The 15441-nt window shown below is 65.9% G+C and carries 15 protein-coding genes; 10 read left to right on the forward strand and 5 right to left on the reverse strand.

Features of this window, described 5'->3' with window-relative positions:
- Nucleotides 1-76 precede the first annotated feature (76 nt).
- Both sauS and ACVC7O_RS10655 read left to right on the forward strand, forming a co-directional pair.
- Nucleotides 77-1480, forward strand: a complete 1404-nt coding sequence (sauS, locus tag ACVC7O_RS10650) for an acylating sulfoacetaldehyde dehydrogenase (RefSeq protein WP_458322118.1) — start codon at nt 77-79, stop codon at nt 1478-1480.
- Nucleotides 1477-2967: an AMP-binding protein gene (locus tag ACVC7O_RS10655; protein ID WP_458322119.1), complete on the forward strand. Its 1491-nt coding sequence runs from the start codon at nt 1477-1479 to the stop codon at nt 2965-2967. The genes sauS and ACVC7O_RS10655 overlap by 4 nt, the downstream gene beginning before the upstream one ends.
- A 20-nt stretch (nt 2968-2987) precedes the next feature.
- Here ACVC7O_RS10655 and ACVC7O_RS10660 read toward each other — a convergent pair whose 3' ends face one another.
- The gene (locus tag ACVC7O_RS10660) at nt 2988-3395 is read right to left on the reverse strand and encodes a RidA family protein (protein ID WP_458322120.1); all 408 of its coding nucleotides are present in this window, start codon (nt 3393-3395) and stop codon (nt 2988-2990) included.
- 285 nt (nt 3396-3680) lie between these two features.
- Between ACVC7O_RS10660 and ACVC7O_RS10665 the strand changes: the two genes are divergently transcribed.
- From ACVC7O_RS10665 to ACVC7O_RS10685, 5 genes are all read left to right on the forward strand, one after another.
- Complete coding sequence (locus tag ACVC7O_RS10665) at nt 3681-6101, forward strand: GcvT family protein (RefSeq protein ID WP_458322121.1); 2421 nt, start codon at nt 3681-3683, stop codon at nt 6099-6101.
- Between the two features lie 196 nt (nt 6102-6297).
- Entirely contained in the window at nt 6298-6612 is a 315-nt protein-coding gene (locus ACVC7O_RS10670; RefSeq protein WP_458322122.1) for an ArsR/SmtB family transcription factor, read from the forward strand.
- A complete protein-coding gene (locus tag ACVC7O_RS10675) occupies nt 6609-6926 on the forward strand; it encodes an SRPBCC family protein (protein WP_458322123.1) in 318 nt (105 codons plus the stop codon). The genes ACVC7O_RS10670 and ACVC7O_RS10675 overlap by 4 nt, the downstream gene beginning before the upstream one ends.
- 42 nt (nt 6927-6968) lie before the next feature.
- Nucleotides 6969-7571 (forward strand): ATP-dependent Clp protease proteolytic subunit, encoded by a 603-nt coding sequence (locus ACVC7O_RS10680; RefSeq protein WP_458322124.1) that lies wholly within the window; start codon nt 6969-6971, stop codon nt 7569-7571.
- A gap of 151 nt (nt 7572-7722) precedes the next feature.
- Nucleotides 7723-8532 carry a hypothetical protein gene (locus ACVC7O_RS10685; RefSeq protein WP_458322125.1) on the forward strand — a complete coding sequence of 270 codons (810 nt, stop codon included), beginning with the start codon at nt 7723-7725 and terminating at the stop codon, nt 8530-8532.
- 141 nt (nt 8533-8673) lie between these two features.
- Here the strand turns inward: ACVC7O_RS10685 and ACVC7O_RS10690 are convergent, their stop codons facing one another.
- The gene (locus tag ACVC7O_RS10690) at nt 8674-9993 is read right to left on the reverse strand and encodes an HlyC/CorC family transporter (protein WP_458322126.1); all 1320 of its coding nucleotides are present in this window, start codon (nt 9991-9993) and stop codon (nt 8674-8676) included.
- Between the two features lie 75 nt (nt 9994-10068).
- Here ACVC7O_RS10690 and ACVC7O_RS10695 point away from each other — a divergent pair, with 75 nt between their 5' ends.
- Nucleotides 10069-10884, forward strand: a complete 816-nt coding sequence (locus ACVC7O_RS10695) for a metallophosphoesterase family protein (protein WP_458322127.1) — start codon at nt 10069-10071, stop codon at nt 10882-10884.
- Here ACVC7O_RS10695 and ACVC7O_RS10700 read toward each other — a convergent pair.
- From ACVC7O_RS10700 to ACVC7O_RS10710, 3 genes are read right to left on the reverse strand one after another with little or no spacing between them, the layout of a single operon-like run.
- On the reverse strand, nt 10821-11792 hold the full coding sequence (locus tag ACVC7O_RS10700) for a site-specific tyrosine recombinase XerD (RefSeq protein WP_458322128.1): 972 nt from the start codon (nt 11790-11792) through the stop codon (nt 10821-10823). The genes ACVC7O_RS10695 and ACVC7O_RS10700 overlap by 64 nt on opposite strands.
- Nucleotides 11789-13318, reverse strand: coding sequence for a hypothetical protein (locus ACVC7O_RS10705; RefSeq protein WP_458322129.1), 1530 nt, complete (start codon nt 13316-13318; stop codon nt 11789-11791). Before ACVC7O_RS10705 ends, ACVC7O_RS10700 begins: the two co-directional genes overlap by 4 nt.
- Entirely contained in the window at nt 13308-13457 is a 150-nt protein-coding gene (locus ACVC7O_RS10710) for a hypothetical protein (protein ID WP_458322130.1), read from the reverse strand. Before ACVC7O_RS10710 ends, ACVC7O_RS10705 begins: the two co-directional genes overlap by 11 nt.
- A gap of 81 nt (nt 13458-13538) precedes the next feature.
- On the opposite strand from ACVC7O_RS10710, the gene ACVC7O_RS10715 reads away from it, so the two are divergent.
- Both ACVC7O_RS10715 and aroB read left to right on the forward strand, forming a co-directional pair.
- Entirely contained in the window at nt 13539-14132 is a 594-nt protein-coding gene (locus ACVC7O_RS10715; protein ID WP_458322131.1) for a shikimate kinase, read from the forward strand.
- The gene (gene aroB, locus ACVC7O_RS10720) at nt 14125-15240 is read left to right on the forward strand and encodes a 3-dehydroquinate synthase (protein WP_458322132.1); all 1116 of its coding nucleotides are present in this window, start codon (nt 14125-14127) and stop codon (nt 15238-15240) included. Before ACVC7O_RS10715 ends, aroB begins: the two co-directional genes overlap by 8 nt.
- The last annotated feature ends 201 nt before the right edge of the window (nt 15241-15441 follow it).

Here is a 15441-nt window from a genome sequence, read left to right on the forward strand (position 1 = left end):
CTTTGGCGGCGACCCGCGGGAGGGGCGCTGCCCCTCCCGCACCCTCCCCGGAGTATTTCTGGAAGGATGAAGGCGCATGATCTCTCTTGACCCGATTGTGGAGCTTGATGCGGTGATCGCGCGGGCGCGCGCCGCGCAGGTGCGTTTTGCGACAGGTGGCAGCCAGGCGCGGTATGATCGGGCGGCGCAGGCGGCTGGCTGGGCGATCATGGAGCCGGGGCGGAACCGGGAGCTTGCGGAACTCGCGGTGGAGACGACGGGGCTGGGCAATGTGGCCGACAAGATCACCAAGAACCATCGCAAGACGCTGGGCCTCTTGCGCGACATCGCAGGCGTCCGGACCTTCGGGGTGATCAGCGATGACCCGGAGACGGGCATCACCGAGGTGGCGCGGCCACTGGGCGTGATCGGGGCGATTGTGCCCTCGACCAACCCGGCGGCGACGCCTGCGAACAACATCATCAATGCGCTGAAATGCGGCAATGCGATTGTGGTCGCGCCCTCGCCGAAGGGGGTGGCCTCTTGCGCGCGGCTGATCGCGTTCATTCATGTGGAGTTTGCCAAGATCGGGGAGGACCCGGATCTGGTGCAGATGGTGCCTGCACCCGGCTCGAAGGAGAAGACGCAGCGGCTGATGGAAGCCTGCGACACCGTGATTGCCACCGGCAGTCAGAACAATGTGATGCGCGCGCAGACCTGCGGGACGCCCGCGGTGGCCGTGGGCGCTGGGAATGTCACGGTGATCGTCGATGAGACGGCGGATCTGGCGGCGGCTGCGGAGAAGATCCGCGCCTCGAAGTGTTTCGACAATGCGACCTCCTGTTCCTCGGAGAATGCGGTTGTGGTGGTGGACGCGGTCTATGACGGGTTTGTCGCGGCGATGGCGCAGGCCGGTGGGGCCCTGGTGGACGATGAAGCGGGGATTGTCGCGCGGCTCTGGCCCGGGGGGCATCTGAACCGCGCGGTGATTGCGCAGGATGCGGCGCCGATGATTGCCGCACTTGGGCTGGAGGGGCAGGTGCCGGAGGGCACGGAGTATATTGCCGTGCCAACCACGGGCATCGGGCCGGAGCATCCCTTGAGTGGGGAGAAGTTGAGCCGAGTCTTGGCGCTCTATCGGGCGGCGGATTTCGAGGAGGCGGTGGCGGTCACGCAGGCGGTGCAGCGCCATCAGGGGGCGGGGCATTCGGTGGGGATTCATACGGGCGAGGATGCCCGGGCGCTGCATCTGGCGCAGGTGATGCCGACGAGCCGGGTGATCGTGAACCAGGCGCATACTTTTGCGACCGGCGGGGCGTTCACCAATGGGATGCCGTTTTCACTGAGCATGGGCTGCGGGGCCTGGGGTGGCAATGCGACCCATGAGAACCTGCACTGGCGGCATTTCCTGCAGAGCACCAAGGTGGTGCGGGAAATCCCGGCGCGCGAGCCGTCGCTGGAGGAGGTTTTCGGCAGCTATTGGCAAGAGGCCGGTCGGTGAAACTGGACCGGGACAGGCCGCCGGAGGGCACGGTGCGCGACTGGCTGGAGGCGCGGGCCGCAGCCGGTGGCACGGCGGTGGTGTTTCCGGAGACCGGGGCGGCCATGGGGTGGGTGGAGCTGCGCGATGCGGCGCGCGAGCTGGCGCTTGGGTTGACGGCGCGGGGGCTCGCGAAAGGAGAGAGCTTTGCGGTGGTCGCCCCGAATGGGGCGGAGAGCATCACGGCGCTTTTTGCCGCGCTTTATGGCGGGTTCCGCGCGACGATGATCAACCTGGCCGCCGGGCAGGAGGCGATTGGCTATGCGCTGGCGCATTCGGAGGCGCGGTTCGCTTACGTGCATGCGGACTGTCAAGCGCTGTTTGATGCGGCGAACGCCAGTGGGGTCGCGCCCGTCGCGTTGGACCTGGAGGGGGAGGCGGTGCTCTGTGATCTGGTGCCGGAGGATCACGCGCTGCTGATGTATACCTCGGGCACCACCGGGCGGCCCAAGGGTGTTGTGCACACCCATGCGAGCCTGCTGGCGGGGGGCTGGACCACGGCGATTGCGCATAATCTGGGGCCGGAGGATCGCGGGTTCTGCGTGCTGCCGATCTATCACATCAACGGGCTTTGCGTGACGGTGATGGGCGGCCTGGTCTCGGGCGGATCGCTGGCGATGGTGTCGCGCTTCTCGGCCTCGGGCTTCTGGGTGCAGGCAGAGCAAGGTGCGGTCACCTGGTTCTCGGTGGTGCCGACGATCATTTCGCATCTGCTGCATGGGGAGGCCACGCCGACGGCGGCCTGCGCCGCACGGCTGCGCTTCGGGCGCTCGGCCTCCTCGGCGCTGGCGGTGGAGACGCAGGCGGCCTTCGAGGCGCGGTTTTCGGTGCCGATCATCGAGACCATGGGGCTGACCGAGACCGCGGCGCAGATCCTGTCGAACCCGCTGCCGCCGCGACCGCGCAAGATCGGCTCGCCCGGTGTGGCCTTTGGCTGCGCCGTCGATATCCAGGATCAGGACGGGGGCAGTGTGCCGTGCGGGCGCGAGGGCGAGATTGTCGTGCGCGGGCCGAATGTGCTGTTGGAGTATCTCAAGAACCCCGAGGCAACGGCGGCCACGTTTCGCGACGGGTGGCTGCGGACGGGCGATCTGGGGCGGATGGATGCGGATGGCTATGTCTTCGTGACGGGGCGGCTGAAGGAGCTGATCATCAAGGGCGGCGAGAATATCGCGCCGCGCGAGGTGGACGAGGCGCTTTACGCGCACCCCGATGTGATCGAGGCGGCAGCCTTCGCGCGGCCCTGTGGCAGCTATGGCGAGCGGGTCGAGGCCGCCGTGCGGGTGCGCGACGGCTCGGACCTGAGTGCGGCGATGCTGATCGAGATCTGCGAGACCCGGCTGGGGCGGTTCAAATCGCCGGATGTGGTGCATTTCCTCGATGAGCTGCCGAAGGGGCCCTCGGGCAAGATCCAGCGGCTGAAGCTGGCGGAGATGATCCCGATTTAGCCGCCGCCTTTCGCGGATGCTCAGTCGGGCACCCGGACAACCATCTCGATTTCGATGTGCAGATCAGCGCCCGCCAGCGCGGTGACGCCGACACCGGTCAGGCTGGGCTGGGCGCCGTCCAGAAACCTGAGGATCTGTGTCATCGCGATCTCCTGCGTTTCGGAGGTCAGCTCGGTCATGTAGATGCGCATCTGCGCGATGTCTTGTGGGGTCGCGGCGAGCGCGTCGAGGGCAGCTTGCAAATGTCTGATGACACCGGCGGTCTGTTCCGCGAGCGAAGCCGGGGCCGTGCTACCGTCTTCGGGCCAGGCCACCTGGCCTGAGACGAAGGCCAGCGGTCCGGGGGGCACGATGGAGATTTGCGCGTAGCCGATCTTGCTGGCATCCGGGAGCGTTTCGGGATTCATGCGGGTGAGAGCGGGGGCCATGGCGTGGTCCTTTCCTGTATGGGGAGCCATCAGAATATAGTCACGCGTGCCTGTGCTTGAATGCCGGGCGCGGACTTTGGGCGGGGTTTCTCCGACGGCGCCACAGGTCATGCGGCGCGGCAGACCGCGCGTCATTCAGGCGTCACAGCGATGACACCGCGTAGAGCTGTCCGCGTGATGATCCGACCTTGTCCGCGCGCGACGAAATATGTCGCGGCTGCGCAATCCGGGGGCAGCGGGCTGCGGCAGGGTGGGCGGCAGTTGAGGCACCAAAGGACCCATCTCATGCGCACCCATGCCCAGGCCGTTGTCATCGGAGGCGGCGTGATTGGCTGCTCGATCCTCTATCATCTGACCAAGCTGGGGTGGCGGGACGTGGTGCTGCTGGAGCGCGATGAGCTGACATCCGGGTCGACGTGGCATGCGGCGGCGAATATTCACGGGCTGCACGACAGCACCAATATCAGCCGCATCCAGCATTACACGATGACTCTGTACAACGATCTGGAGGCCGAGACGGGGCAGAGCTGTGGCGTGTTCCAGCCCGGCTCACTTTATCTGGCGCAGACCGAGGCGCGGGAGCACCAGCTGCGGCTGCAGGCGGCAAAGGCCAAGCTCTACGGCATGAACTTCCACGAGGTGTCCCGCGACGAGGCGGAGCGGCTGCATCCGCTGGTCGATTATGATGGCATTCGCTGCATCATGTGGGAGCCCGATGGCGGCAATGTGGACCCGTCGGGCGTGACCAATGCTTACGCGGCGGGCGCGCGGCAGAACGGGGCGGAGATCATCCGGTTCTGCCCGGTGACGGCAACCGAACAACAGGCGGATGGCAGCTGGATCGTGCGCACGCCGAAAGGGGACATTGCGACCGACTGGGTGGTGAATGCCGCCGGACTCTGGGGGCGCGAGGTGGCGGCATTGGCGGGGGTGACGCTGCCGTTGCAGCCAACGGAGCATCAGTATTTCGTGACCGAGACCATTGCCGAGATCGACGCGCTCGACCGGCGCTTGCCCTCAGTCGCGGACCGGGATGGCGAGTATTACCTGCGGCAAGAGGGCAAGGGCTTGCTGGTCGGCGCCTATGAGAAGGACGTGCGCTTCTGGGCCGAGCAGGGCACGCCGCAGGGGTTTGGGCATGAGCTTTTTGCCGACGATCTGGAGCGGATCGAGGAGAACATGCTGCGGGCCATCGCGCGGGTGCCTGCCGTTGGAGAGGCCGGCATCAAGCGGGTGATCAACGGGCCGATGATCTGGTCGCCGGATTCGAATGTGCTCTTCGGGCCGGTGCCGGAGCTCAAGAATTACTTCTGCTGCAACGGGATCATCCCGGGGTTTTCGCAATCGGGGGGCATGGGGCTGCTGGCCGCCGACTGGATCGTCACCGGCGAGACGCGGTACGACATGTTCGCCTGGGATGTGGCGCGGTTTGGGGAGTGGGCGGATGCGGCCTTTGCCAAGGCGCGCGTGGGCGATCAATATGCAAACCGGTTCAAGATCCACTTCCCGGGCGAAGAGCGCGCGGCGGGGCGGCCCGTACGCACCCGTCTGGTGTATGAGGCACAGAAGGCGGCGGGCGCGGTCTTTGGGCTGAACTATGGCTGGGAACATCCGCTGTGGTATGGTTCGGAGCCCGGGCAGACAGAGACGGAAGGGTTCACGCGGCAGAACTGGTTTGAGCCGGTGGGCACGGAGTGCCGGATGCTGCGGGAGCGGGCCGGGATCATCGATATCTCGAATTTCGCGAAGTACCGCTGTGCCGGGCCGGGGGCGGAGGGCTGGCTGAACGCCCTCTTTGCCAACCGGATGCCGCAGGCCGTGGGGCGGTCGTGTCTCACTCCGCTGATCGGCAAGCGTGGCGGGATCGCGGGCGATTTCACCGTCACCCGGACGGGTGAAGACGAATTCTGGGTGATCGGGTCTGGCATGGCCGAGCGCTATCACCAGCGGTTCTTCAAGGAGGTGCCACTGCCTGAAGGAACGGTCTTCGAGAGCCGGACGGAGGCTATGTGCGGGTTCAACGTGGCGGGCCCTCGCTCGCGCGAGATGCTGCAGCGGTTGTCCAATGCGTCTCTGGCGACGGAGGATTTTCCCTTCATGGCCAGCCGCCGGATCGAGATCGGCGGGGTGCAGGTACTGGCGCTGCGGGTGAGCTTTACCGGCGATCTGGGCTGGGAGCTGCACTGCGATGAAGCGGACCAGGCGCGGCTGTGGGAAGTGCTGGTTGAAGCGGGTAAGGCGGTAGGCGCGGGGCCGGTGGGCAGCCGGGCGTTGATGTCGTTGCGCATCGAGAAGGGCTATGGCTCGTGGTCGCGCGAGTATTCGCCGGAATACTGGCCGCAGGAGGTGGGGCTCGACCGGCTCTGCAAGACGGAGAAGGCGTTTCTCAACAGCGAGGCGGTGGCCGAGACACTGGCGAAACCTGCGCGCGAGCGGTTGGTGCTGTTGGCGCTGGATGGCGCCGAGACCGATGCGTCCAATGCGGATGCGACCGGCGGCGAGCCAATCTTCAAGGACGGCAAGGGGATCGGGCGCGTGACCTCCGGCGCCTACGGCTATTCGGTGGGCATGAGCCTTGCGTTGGGCTTTGTAAAGGATGCGGACCCGGGCGATGCGGTGGAGGTGATGGTGCTGGGCCGGCCGCACAAGGCGGTGATCCTGGAGGCGCCGCCGTTTGATCCGGAGGGCGCGCGGCTGCGGGCTTGAGAGCGCATGGCAATAGCCTGACAGGGCAGTTCGAATTGGGCGGCGCCCGACCCTGGGTATGCGAGAAGCGCCCTCCCGTGGGGAGGGTCAGGCGCTGCCCGGCGGTACCCACCGGGCGAAACATCCAAGTGGGCGAAGTAGATCTTCTAGTCTGCGCTCTCTTGCTAATCACATAAGTATGTGCTTATGTGATTCCATGGAACAGGACGATATCTTCAAGGCGCTGGCCGACCCCACGCGGCGGCGCATCTTTGACAAGCTGTCGGCGGGGGCGATGAACGCCAGCGCGCTGCGCGAGGGGATCGCGATCAGCCAGCCGGCGATGTCGCAGCATCTGTCAGTGCTGCGCGGCGCGGGGTTGGTGCGCGAGGAGCGGCAGGGGCGCTACGTGAACTATGAGGTGAACCCCGAGGGTCTGGCGCAGATCGCGCTCTGGCTTGGCAAATACCGCGCCTATTGGCCCGCCCGGATTGGCGCGCTGCGCGATCTTCTGAAGGATATGGATCAATGAATGACGAGACCGAGCTTGTGCAGGATTATGACCTTGATGCGCCGCCTGAGAAGGTGCGCCGCGCGGTGAGCATCCCGGAGTTTCGGGAACAATGGTTGCCCAGCGAGGATCTGGCCGACACGGCGCCGGACGAGGCCGATGGGCGCATCAGCTATGACATGAAGGAGCAGGCACCCTTGCCGGACAGCCGGGTGAGTTTCGAGATCACGCCCAATGAGCAGGGCGGCACGCGGCTGCGGGTAATCCACCGGATGATCGAGGTGCCACCGAGCGTCGCAAACACCAACGGGCGGGGCCTGAAAATGGCAGCCTGAGGCCTTAACCAACTGAAAATATGTAAAAAAGGAGCTTCGCCGATGCGCGATGTCATGCAACTCGTCCCTATGGTTGTCGAACAGTCGAGCCACGGTGAGCGGTCGTTCGACATCTATTCCCGTCTGCTGCGCGAGCGGATCATCTTCATGAACGGGGAGGTGAATGACCAGATTTCAGCACTGGTCTGCGCGCAGCTGCTGTTTCTGGAGGCGGACAATCCGGACAAGCCCATTCACATGTATATCAACTCGCCCGGCGGTGTGGTGAGCAGCGGGCTGGCGATGTATGACACGATGCAATACATCCGCGCGCCGGTGCATACGCTCTGCATGGGCACGGCCTGGTCGATGGGCTCGTTCCTGCTGATGGCGGGGGCGGCGGGGCATCGCGCGGCGCTGCCGAATGCGAATGTGATGATCCACCAGCCCGCGGGCGGGTATCAGGGCAAGGCCACCGACATCCTGATCCACGCGGAAGAGACGCGGAAGACCAAGGAGCGGCTGATCAAGCTTTACGCCAAGCACTGCAAGAAGGGCGCGAAGGCCTTTGAGGCGGGCATGGACCGGGACAACTTCATGACCCCGGAGGAGGCGCTGGAGTGGGGGTTGATCGACGAGATCCTGGAGGAGCGGGAGGTGGCCTGAGACCGCGCGTGGTTCTCTCAATTTTTAACTGACAAACCCGGCTTATCCCGGGTGAGAATCTTCGATTGGTCAGGGGGTGTTGTTCTCCGTTACTGCTGAGGCATGCGCGCGCGAGACGCCCGCGTCACGGTAATCAGTAAAGGAGTGACCCATGCAGAATGAAGACAGCAGCGGTTTTCAGGTCGAGGCCGATCCGGTTGAGAAGACTTGGGACTATGTGGTGACGACCATCAAGCCTGACGGCACACCCGCAGTGGCGAGCGATGATGATGACGTAGACATTCCTGACACCATCCTTTGGTATCTCGCGGGTGGCAATGTCGTGAGGACCACCGATGGTGATGACATGGCCCGGGTCGAGGCTGATCCAACGCCAGCGGTTGTCTATGACATGGCCCCGCTCAAGACCGTGGTGCTGAGTTCGGATGAGGACGGCACGCTGCTGCGCGACACGACCGGATCCCGCGAAGGCGGTGGCCTTTGCGACATCTTGGTGCGCGACGATGACGATGACAGCGGTGCGGCCATTGGGCTGAAGTGGGTTGTCTCAAGCGATGAAGGCCCGGCGGGGCCGGTGCATCGGGACCGGGTCGACAGCTATGACCACGAGACCCTCGAGGATATCGTCGAACCGGGAGGGCCGTCGGCACCCGACGGCGAAGGGCTGCCGGATATCGTCGTACACGACGATGATGACGACAGCGCGGCCGCCGACGCCTTTGAATGGGTGATGGCCGAGGATGACGACGTGGCGGGTCCGGTGCACCGGGACCGGGTCGACAGCTATGATCATGAGACTCTTGAGGATATCGTTGAAACAAGCGGGCCGTCTGCGACTGATCCCGGCGTTTTCATATCGTGGGTGCCCCCGAAAGTTGGCGTCGACACGATCAGTGATTTCACCGATGACACCATCATCGAGGTGGCGCCGACGTCGGAAGCGTGGATCGATCTGGCCTGATATGCCCTAAGGCGCGCGCGGGCAGGCCAGAGTGGCTTGGCGCCGGGTGCGCCACCACGGCCTCCCTGTCCAAGACCTGCGTTACTGAAGGCAACGGGTCCGCGCGCGCCGCCTAAGGCGAAAACCCATGTCCGACGGTCTCTAGAGGCGGTCGGCCAGTGGGCGGATTTTCAGCTCGGTGATGCGGTTGCCGTCGCGGGCGATGACCTCGAAGCGGAAGCCGTGGAAGGAGAAGACCTGGCCCGTGGTCGGGATCATCTGCGCCTCGTGGATCACCAAGCCGGCGACGGTGTTGGCCTCCTCGTCGGGCAGGTTCCAGTCGGTGGCGCGGTTGAGATCGCGGATCGTCATCGCGCCATCGACGGAGAACTGGCCATCCGGGCTCGGCGTCACGATCCCATCGTCGCCGGGGTCGAATTCGTCGGTGATCTCGCCCACGATCTCTTCGAGGATGTCCTCAAGCGTGATCAACCCTTGCAGCGAGCCGTATTCATCCACGACCAGCGCAAAATGCGTGTGGCGGCGCAGGAACTGGCGCATCTGCTCGTCGAGCGTGGAGGTTTCGGGCACGAAGTAGGGCTCCATCGCCACGTCCGTAATCTTGAAGTCGCGCAGCTTGCTGGCGTCCCCGTCCGGGCCGCCGATGATCTTGTACATGGCGCGCAGCAGATCCTTGGCGTGGATCACGCCGATGATGTTCTCCTGATCATCGAGGTAGAGCGGCAGGCGCGTATGGCTGGAGGTGAGACATTGTTCGAGGATGTCCTGCGGCGCGTCCTCGGCGTTGATCATCTCGATGCCGGAGCGGTGCAGCATGATCTCCTCCACCACACGGTCGCCCAGATCGAGCGCGCCGAGGATACGGTCGCGGTCTTCCTTTTCCACCACGCCTTCGGAGTGGCCGAGGTGCAGCGCGCCCGCAATCTCCTCGCGCACGGCGAGGATGTTGCTGTCGGGGTCGATCTTCACGCCGAAGACGCGCAGCACGCCGCGCACCAGCAACCGCACGGCGGCGACGATGGGGGAAAAGACCCGCACCACAATGGAAATGGGCCCCGAGACCATGGAGGCGGCGCTCTCGGAATTGGTGATCGCATAGGTCTTGGGCAGCACCTCGGCGAAGATCAGCACCAACAGGGTCATCACCAGGGTTGCCAGCGCCACACCGCTTTCACCGAAGGCGCGGGTGAAGATCGCCGTGGCCAGAGAGGCCGCGAGAATGTTCACGAGGTTGTTGCCCAGCAGCACCGAGCCGATCAGGCGTTCGTTGTCCTCGGTGATGCGCAGCGCGCGCTGCGCCCCCTTGGAGCCCTTGTCGGCCTGCGCGCGCAGCTTGCCGCGCGAGGCGGCGGTGAGCGCAGTTTCCGAGCCCGAAAAGAAGCCCGACAGGACCAGGAGGAAGATGATCACGCCCGATGTCAGCCAGAATGCGCCATCAAGCGTTGCAGTCGCCGTTTCCATTTGGAATGTTACCTTACGATGAGATTGCAATGGTTATGGGCATGAGACCTGCCTCATTCAAGTCGGGAGAGTGGGATGCTGCGTGATCTTGGGGTGATCAACGGGCCGGTGTTGCTCTTTGGCGGGCCTTATTCGAATGCGCAGGCGACGCGGGCGCTGTTGGGCGAGGCGGTGACGCGCGGTCTGGCGGGCGGGCAGCTGATCTGCACGGGGGATATCGTCGCCTATGGCGCCGCACCACAGATCTGTGTGGAGCTGATCCGGCAGAGCGGAGCGGCGGTGGTCGCGGGCAACTGCGAGAAACAGATCGGCGCGGGCGCGCTGGAATGCGGCTGTGGCTTCGAAGAGGGCAGCACCTGCGACATGCTGAGCCTTGGCTGGTATCCTTACGCGCGGGCCCATGTGGATGAGGCGGCGCGGGCCTGGATGCGCGCCTGTCCGGATATCGTGAGCTTTCGCCATCAGGGCGCACGCTATGCGGTGATCCATGGCGGTGTGACCGATGTGGCGCGGTTTGTCTGGCCGAATGACGATGCCGCGGTTTTCGCGCAGGAGTGGGATGCGATCGAGGAGCAAATCGGCCCGGTCGATCACGTGATTGCCGGGCACTGCGGGCTGGCCTTTATCCGCGAGACCCAGCGCGGGTTGTGGTTGAACCCCGGGGTGATCGGGCTGCCACCGCATGACGGGCGGCAGCAGACGCGGTTCGGGCTGCTCGATGGTGGCGAGATGCGCATTCACCGGCTGCGCTATGACGCGGAGGCGGCGGCGGCGGAGATGCAGCGGGCGGGGTTGACGCAAGGCTATGACGCGGGGCTGTTGAGCGGCTACTGGCCGTCGGAGGACATCTTGCCCGAGGATTTGCGCGCGCCGTCCTTGGCCAGCGGATGATGGGTCAGCACCAGCTCTGACAGGCGCGCTTCGAGCACATGTGTGTAAATCTCGGTGGTGGCCACATCGGCGTGGCCCAAGAGCGTCTGGATCGAGCGCAGATCGGCGCCATTGGCCAGCAGATGCGTGGCAAATGCGTGGCGCAGCGTGTGCGGGGTCACCTTGGAGGGCGAGACGCCTGCGGTCACCGCGAATTCCTTGATCAGCAGGTAGAAGCGGTGGCGGGTGAGGTGGCCCGCGGCGCTGTGCGAGACAAAGAGATACTTGGAGGCGGGTTTGCCCTCGGAGCGGCGGGTGTCTTCCATCGCATCGCGTACCTGCAGCCAGTCGGCCAGCGCTTCGCGCGCAGGGGGCGAGAGCGGGACCATCCGCTCCTTGCCGCCCTTGCCCCGGATGAGCAGCATGCGCGGGTCGCCGCGGGCGGCGCTGACGGGCAGGCTGACCAGTTCGGAGACGCGCATGCCGGTGGCATAGAGCAGCTCCATCAGGCAGGTGTTGCGCGCGCGGTCGCGTTTGGAGCGGCCCGAGGCGCGGGCGGCTTCGAGCAGACGGTCAACCTCCTCCTCGGAGAGGGTCTTGGGCAGGCGCTTGTCGCGGCCCGGGCCCGCGATCTGGATCGCGGGGTTTTCGGTGCGCCAGCCTTCCTCGAAAGCGAAGCGGTAGAGCTGTTTGATCGCCGACAGCCGCCGCGCGCGGGTGGCGCGGGACAGGCCCTGATTGTCACAGTCGATCAGGTAGGTCTCGACATCCGCCTTTTGCACCGCTTCGAAATCGGTGTCGCGGTGGGCCAGCCAGGCCTCAAAATCCTGCAGGTCGCGGCCATAGGCCAGCAGCGTGTTGCGGGCGGCGCCCAGCTCGGCGGCCTGAGCTTCCAGAAATGCGGAGATCCAATTGGCACGCGCGCTCATCCGAACCGCTCCAACAGCAGGATTTGCAGGCTGGCGCGGCGCATGGTGTCGTCAAAGCCGAGCGCGCGCAGGGTGCCAAGCGCCTGGGTGAGTGCGCGGGGGCTGCCCGCAGCACCCTCTTCCAGCAGGACCAGCGTGTCGAGGATCACCGCGCCAAGTGCGCCAGTCTGCGCCTGGGCCATGAGGTCGGTGCGCGCGGCCCCGGGTGCAAAAGCGTCGCGGATCGCGCGGGTGATGGTGTCGTCGGCGGGCAGCCCGGTCGGGTCCCCGATGGCCACCGCTTTCAGCAAGGCGCGGTCCGAGGCCTGCGCGGCCGCGGCGTAATCGGGGGAGAGCAGGGCGAGGGTGTCTGCCAGCTCGGCCGCGGGGCCTTGCAGCGGGATGCGGCTCAGACGATGCGTGAAGAGCCCGGCGAAGGGGATCTCGAGGCCCGCCTCCTGCATCGCCTCCCAGGCGCCGGGCAGGGTCTTGATCACCGCGGCGGGCGAACCGGTGCCGAGCGCGGTGTCAAACTGCTGGACCGCGCGCACCCGGTCCCAGACCCCGCCCGAGGCGGCGGGCTGCCGGTCGGAATAGAGCCCCAGCAGACGGTTGCCGGGCAGCGCGCCGGTCTCGGCGAGCCGTTCGGCGGCTTCGAGCTGGGCCTTCCAACCGGCGAGATCGCGCAGATCAGCCACCGCATAGGCGCGCGGTAGGGCGCGCGTAGGCAGCGGCTCGCCAATGGATTCGTGCAGGCGGAAGAGCAGCGGCGTGATGGCGCGGGCCGGGCGCAGGGGCCGGGCGCCCTCGAAGGCCTCGGGATGCAGGAACCGGTCGAGCAGCGCGACCTCGGGCGGGCTCATCTGCCCCAGCGCCCGGCCCGTGTCGAAGAGCAGGGCGGCGGTCGCCCAATCGCCCTGCCGCGCGGCGCAGAAGATGCGCGCGGCCAGACCGGGGGCGAGATGCGGCTGGGCGGCGAGGATATTGCAGGCGAGCCACTCCTCGCCCGTCAGCAGCGCGAGGTCCATATAGGCGCTGAAATGCGCCATGTCGCGGGTGACAGCGGCCTGTTCGATCAGCGCAAGTGCTGGATCGAGCGCGCCGTAGCGTTGCAGAGTGGCGACGCGGGCGAGGGTGAAAATGTCTTCTTGCTCGGCGTCCTGGCCCGGGGCCTCGGCCTCGGTCAGCAGGGCGGTGAAGAGAAGCGCCTGCGCGGCGGGCAGGCGGAAATCCGGTAGCGAGGTGAGCTGGCGGCTGAGCGCGTCCGGGTCGCTCGCCTTCCAAAGGTCCTGCGGCAGGCCGGTCACATCGCCCGGCACCAGCCCGATGATGCGCGGCGCCTCCTCATCCAGCGGTTTGACATCGACCACGGGCGCCACACCGGAGGAGGTCACCGGCGGCTCGCCCCCTGGCATCGCGACGGAAGTCATGGCGGGCTGGCCCGGGTTCTGCTGGACCCAATCGATCACCGAAAGCGGGGCTTCCTGCGCGGTGAGCGCGCCCGCCGTCGTCAGCGCCCAGAGGTATGCAAGCGGCCTAGTTCGCATCCAGCGTCACGGGCACGCGCACCTCATCCTGCGGAGCAGAGAAATCGGCCCCGAAAAACGGGCCTACATAGGCGTACCCCACCAGTCCGATGCCTCCCACGACGAGGAGGAAGACCAAAAGCTTGAAGATGCGAAACATCGTTTGACTGCCTTGTTTGCCTGCCTGTTTTTCTAAACTTATATATGGCCTTTTGAGCAATATCACGTCATTCAGAGAAATATGAGCGAATTTCAGCAATCCGTGACCGAAGGGAACCACACGGCGGTTTTTATGTTGAAAAAGACCGTGGTGATGGTGGGCATGATGGGCGCGGGAAAAACGGCGGTGGGCCGGGCGCTGGCGCAGCTTTTGCAGGTGCCGTTTCTCGATTCGGATCAGGAGATCGAGGCCGCGGCGAACATGACGGTGCCTGAGATTTTCGCGCGCGATGGCGAGCCGTTTTTTCGCGCTCGCGAGACCGAAGTGATCTCGCGGTTGCTGGGGGGCAACCCCTGTATTCTGTCGACCGGGGGCGGTGCGTTTCTGTCGCCGGTGAACCGGGCGAATATCTCGCAAAGCGGTGTGGCGGTCTGGCTGGATGCGGATCTGGAGCTGTTGTGGAGCCGGGTCAAGCACCGCGACACGCGCCCTCTGCTGCGCACCGCCGACCCCAAGGCCACGCTGACCGAGCTTTATGCCAAGCGGGTGCCGGACTATGCCAAGGCGGATCTGCGGGTGCCCTGTGCGCCGCCGGTGGCGATCGAGAAGATGGCGCAGCGTGTGGCCGATGTGCTGGTGACGCGGCCCGATGTGCTGGAGCGCGATGATGCGTGAAACAGTACGAGTGGAGCTGCCAGGCCGCGCCTATGACGTGCGGATCGGACCGGGCCTGATCGCCCAGGCGGGCGCCGAGATCGCGCCGCTGCTGTCGCGGCCAAAGGTCAGCATTCTGACCGATGAGACCGTCGCAGCCTTGCATCTGGAGGCGTTGACGGCAGGGCTTGGCGCCGAAGGCATCGCGGCGGAGGCGCTGGCGCTGCCCGCGGGGGAGGCCACGAAGTCCTGGGGGCCGTTGCAGGAGAGTGTTGGCTGGCTGCTCGACCAGCAGGTGGAGCGCGGCGATGTGGTCGTGGCCTTTGGCGGCGGTGTCATTGGCGATCTGGCGGGGTTTGCCGCGGCGATCCTGCGACGCGGGGTGCGCTTTGTGCAGATCCCAACCTCGCTGCTGGCGCAGGTGGACAGTTCGGTCGGCGGCAAGACGGGGATCAACGCGACGCAAGGCAAGAACCTGATCGGCGCGTTTCACCAGCCGTCGCTGGTGCTGGCGGATACGGCGGTGCTGGGCACGCTGGAGGCGCGCGATTTTCTCGCCGGCTACGGCGAGGTGGTGAAATACGGGTTGCTCGGCGATGCGGCGTTTTTCGAGTGGCTGGAGGCGCAGGGCCCGGCGTTGGCAGCGGGCGATATGGCCGCACGGGTCGAGGCGGTGCGCCGCTCGGTGCAGATGAAGGCGGATATCGTCACGCGGGATGAGACCGAGCAGGGGGACCGGGCGCTTCTGAACCTCGGGCACACCTTCGGCCATGCGCTGGAGGCGGCGACGGGCTATTCCGACCGGCTGCTGCATGGCGAGGGTGTGGCGATTGGCTGTGCGCTGGCATTTGAGCTGTCGTCGCGAATGGGGCTGTGCAGCCAGGAAGACCCGAGCCGGGTGCGGGCGCATCTGAAGGCGATGGGGATGAAGACGGATCTGGCCGATATCCCCGGTGATCTGCCGGATGCGGAGGCGCTGGTGGGGCTGATGGCGCAGGATAAGAAGGTGGTGCAGGGCACGCTGCGGTTCATTCTGGCGCGCGGGATTGGCGAGGCGTTCATCACCTCGGAGGTGCCGGGGGAGATGGTGCGCGGGGTGCTGGAGGATGGTCTGGCGGCGGCGGTTTAGGCTTGCGACGGCACAGCTGTTCCGTGTTTCATGACTTGAGCGCGCGCCCTTGAGATGTCTCGCCCGGCGGCACCGCCGAGCATCGGGTGCCATGTCGCGGCTTGGTCCGAGCGACAATGGCGACACCTCCCCCCGGAGCGCCATTTTGCGACGTCGCGGTTAGCAGCACGTATGTCTTGGTGTCGGGGCGGTCCACCGTGA

This window comes from Roseobacter cerffii (genome assembly GCF_054226325.1).

Bases quoted from the DNA above. Each gene is read 5' to 3' on its own strand.
- ACVC7O_RS10710 (WP_458322130.1), bottom strand. From the start codon at position 13,457: ATGTTTCGCATCTTCAAGCTTTTGGTCTTCCTCCTCGTCGTGGGAGGC.
- sauS (WP_458322118.1), top strand. From the start codon at position 77: ATGATCTCTCTTGACCCGATTGTGGAGCTTGATGCGGTGATCGCGCGG.
- ACVC7O_RS10675 (WP_458322123.1), top strand. From the start codon at position 6,609: ATGAATGACGAGACCGAGCTTGTGCAGGATTATGACCTTGATGCGCCG.
- ACVC7O_RS10660 (WP_458322120.1), bottom strand. From the start codon at position 3,395: ATGGCCCCCGCTCTCACCCGCATGAATCCCGAAACGCTCCCGGATGCC.
- aroB (WP_458322132.1), top strand. From the start codon at position 14,125: ATGCGTGAAACAGTACGAGTGGAGCTGCCAGGCCGCGCCTATGACGTG.
- ACVC7O_RS10680 (WP_458322124.1), top strand. From the start codon at position 6,969: ATGCGCGATGTCATGCAACTCGTCCCTATGGTTGTCGAACAGTCGAGC.
- ACVC7O_RS10690 (WP_458322126.1), bottom strand. From the start codon at position 9,993: ATGGAAACGGCGACTGCAACGCTTGATGGCGCATTCTGGCTGACATCG.
- ACVC7O_RS10705 (WP_458322129.1), bottom strand. From the start codon at position 13,318: ATGCGAACTAGGCCGCTTGCATACCTCTGGGCGCTGACGACGGCGGGC.
- ACVC7O_RS10695 (WP_458322127.1), top strand. From the start codon at position 10,069: ATGCTGCGTGATCTTGGGGTGATCAACGGGCCGGTGTTGCTCTTTGGC.
- ACVC7O_RS10665 (WP_458322121.1), top strand. From the start codon at position 3,681: ATGCGCACCCATGCCCAGGCCGTTGTCATCGGAGGCGGCGTGATTGGC.
- ACVC7O_RS10685 (WP_458322125.1), top strand. From the start codon at position 7,723: ATGCAGAATGAAGACAGCAGCGGTTTTCAGGTCGAGGCCGATCCGGTT.
- ACVC7O_RS10670 (WP_458322122.1), top strand. From the start codon at position 6,298: ATGGAACAGGACGATATCTTCAAGGCGCTGGCCGACCCCACGCGGCGG.
- ACVC7O_RS10715 (WP_458322131.1), top strand. From the start codon at position 13,539: ATGAGCGAATTTCAGCAATCCGTGACCGAAGGGAACCACACGGCGGTT.
- ACVC7O_RS10700 (WP_458322128.1), bottom strand. From the start codon at position 11,792: ATGAGCGCGCGTGCCAATTGGATCTCCGCATTTCTGGAAGCTCAGGCC.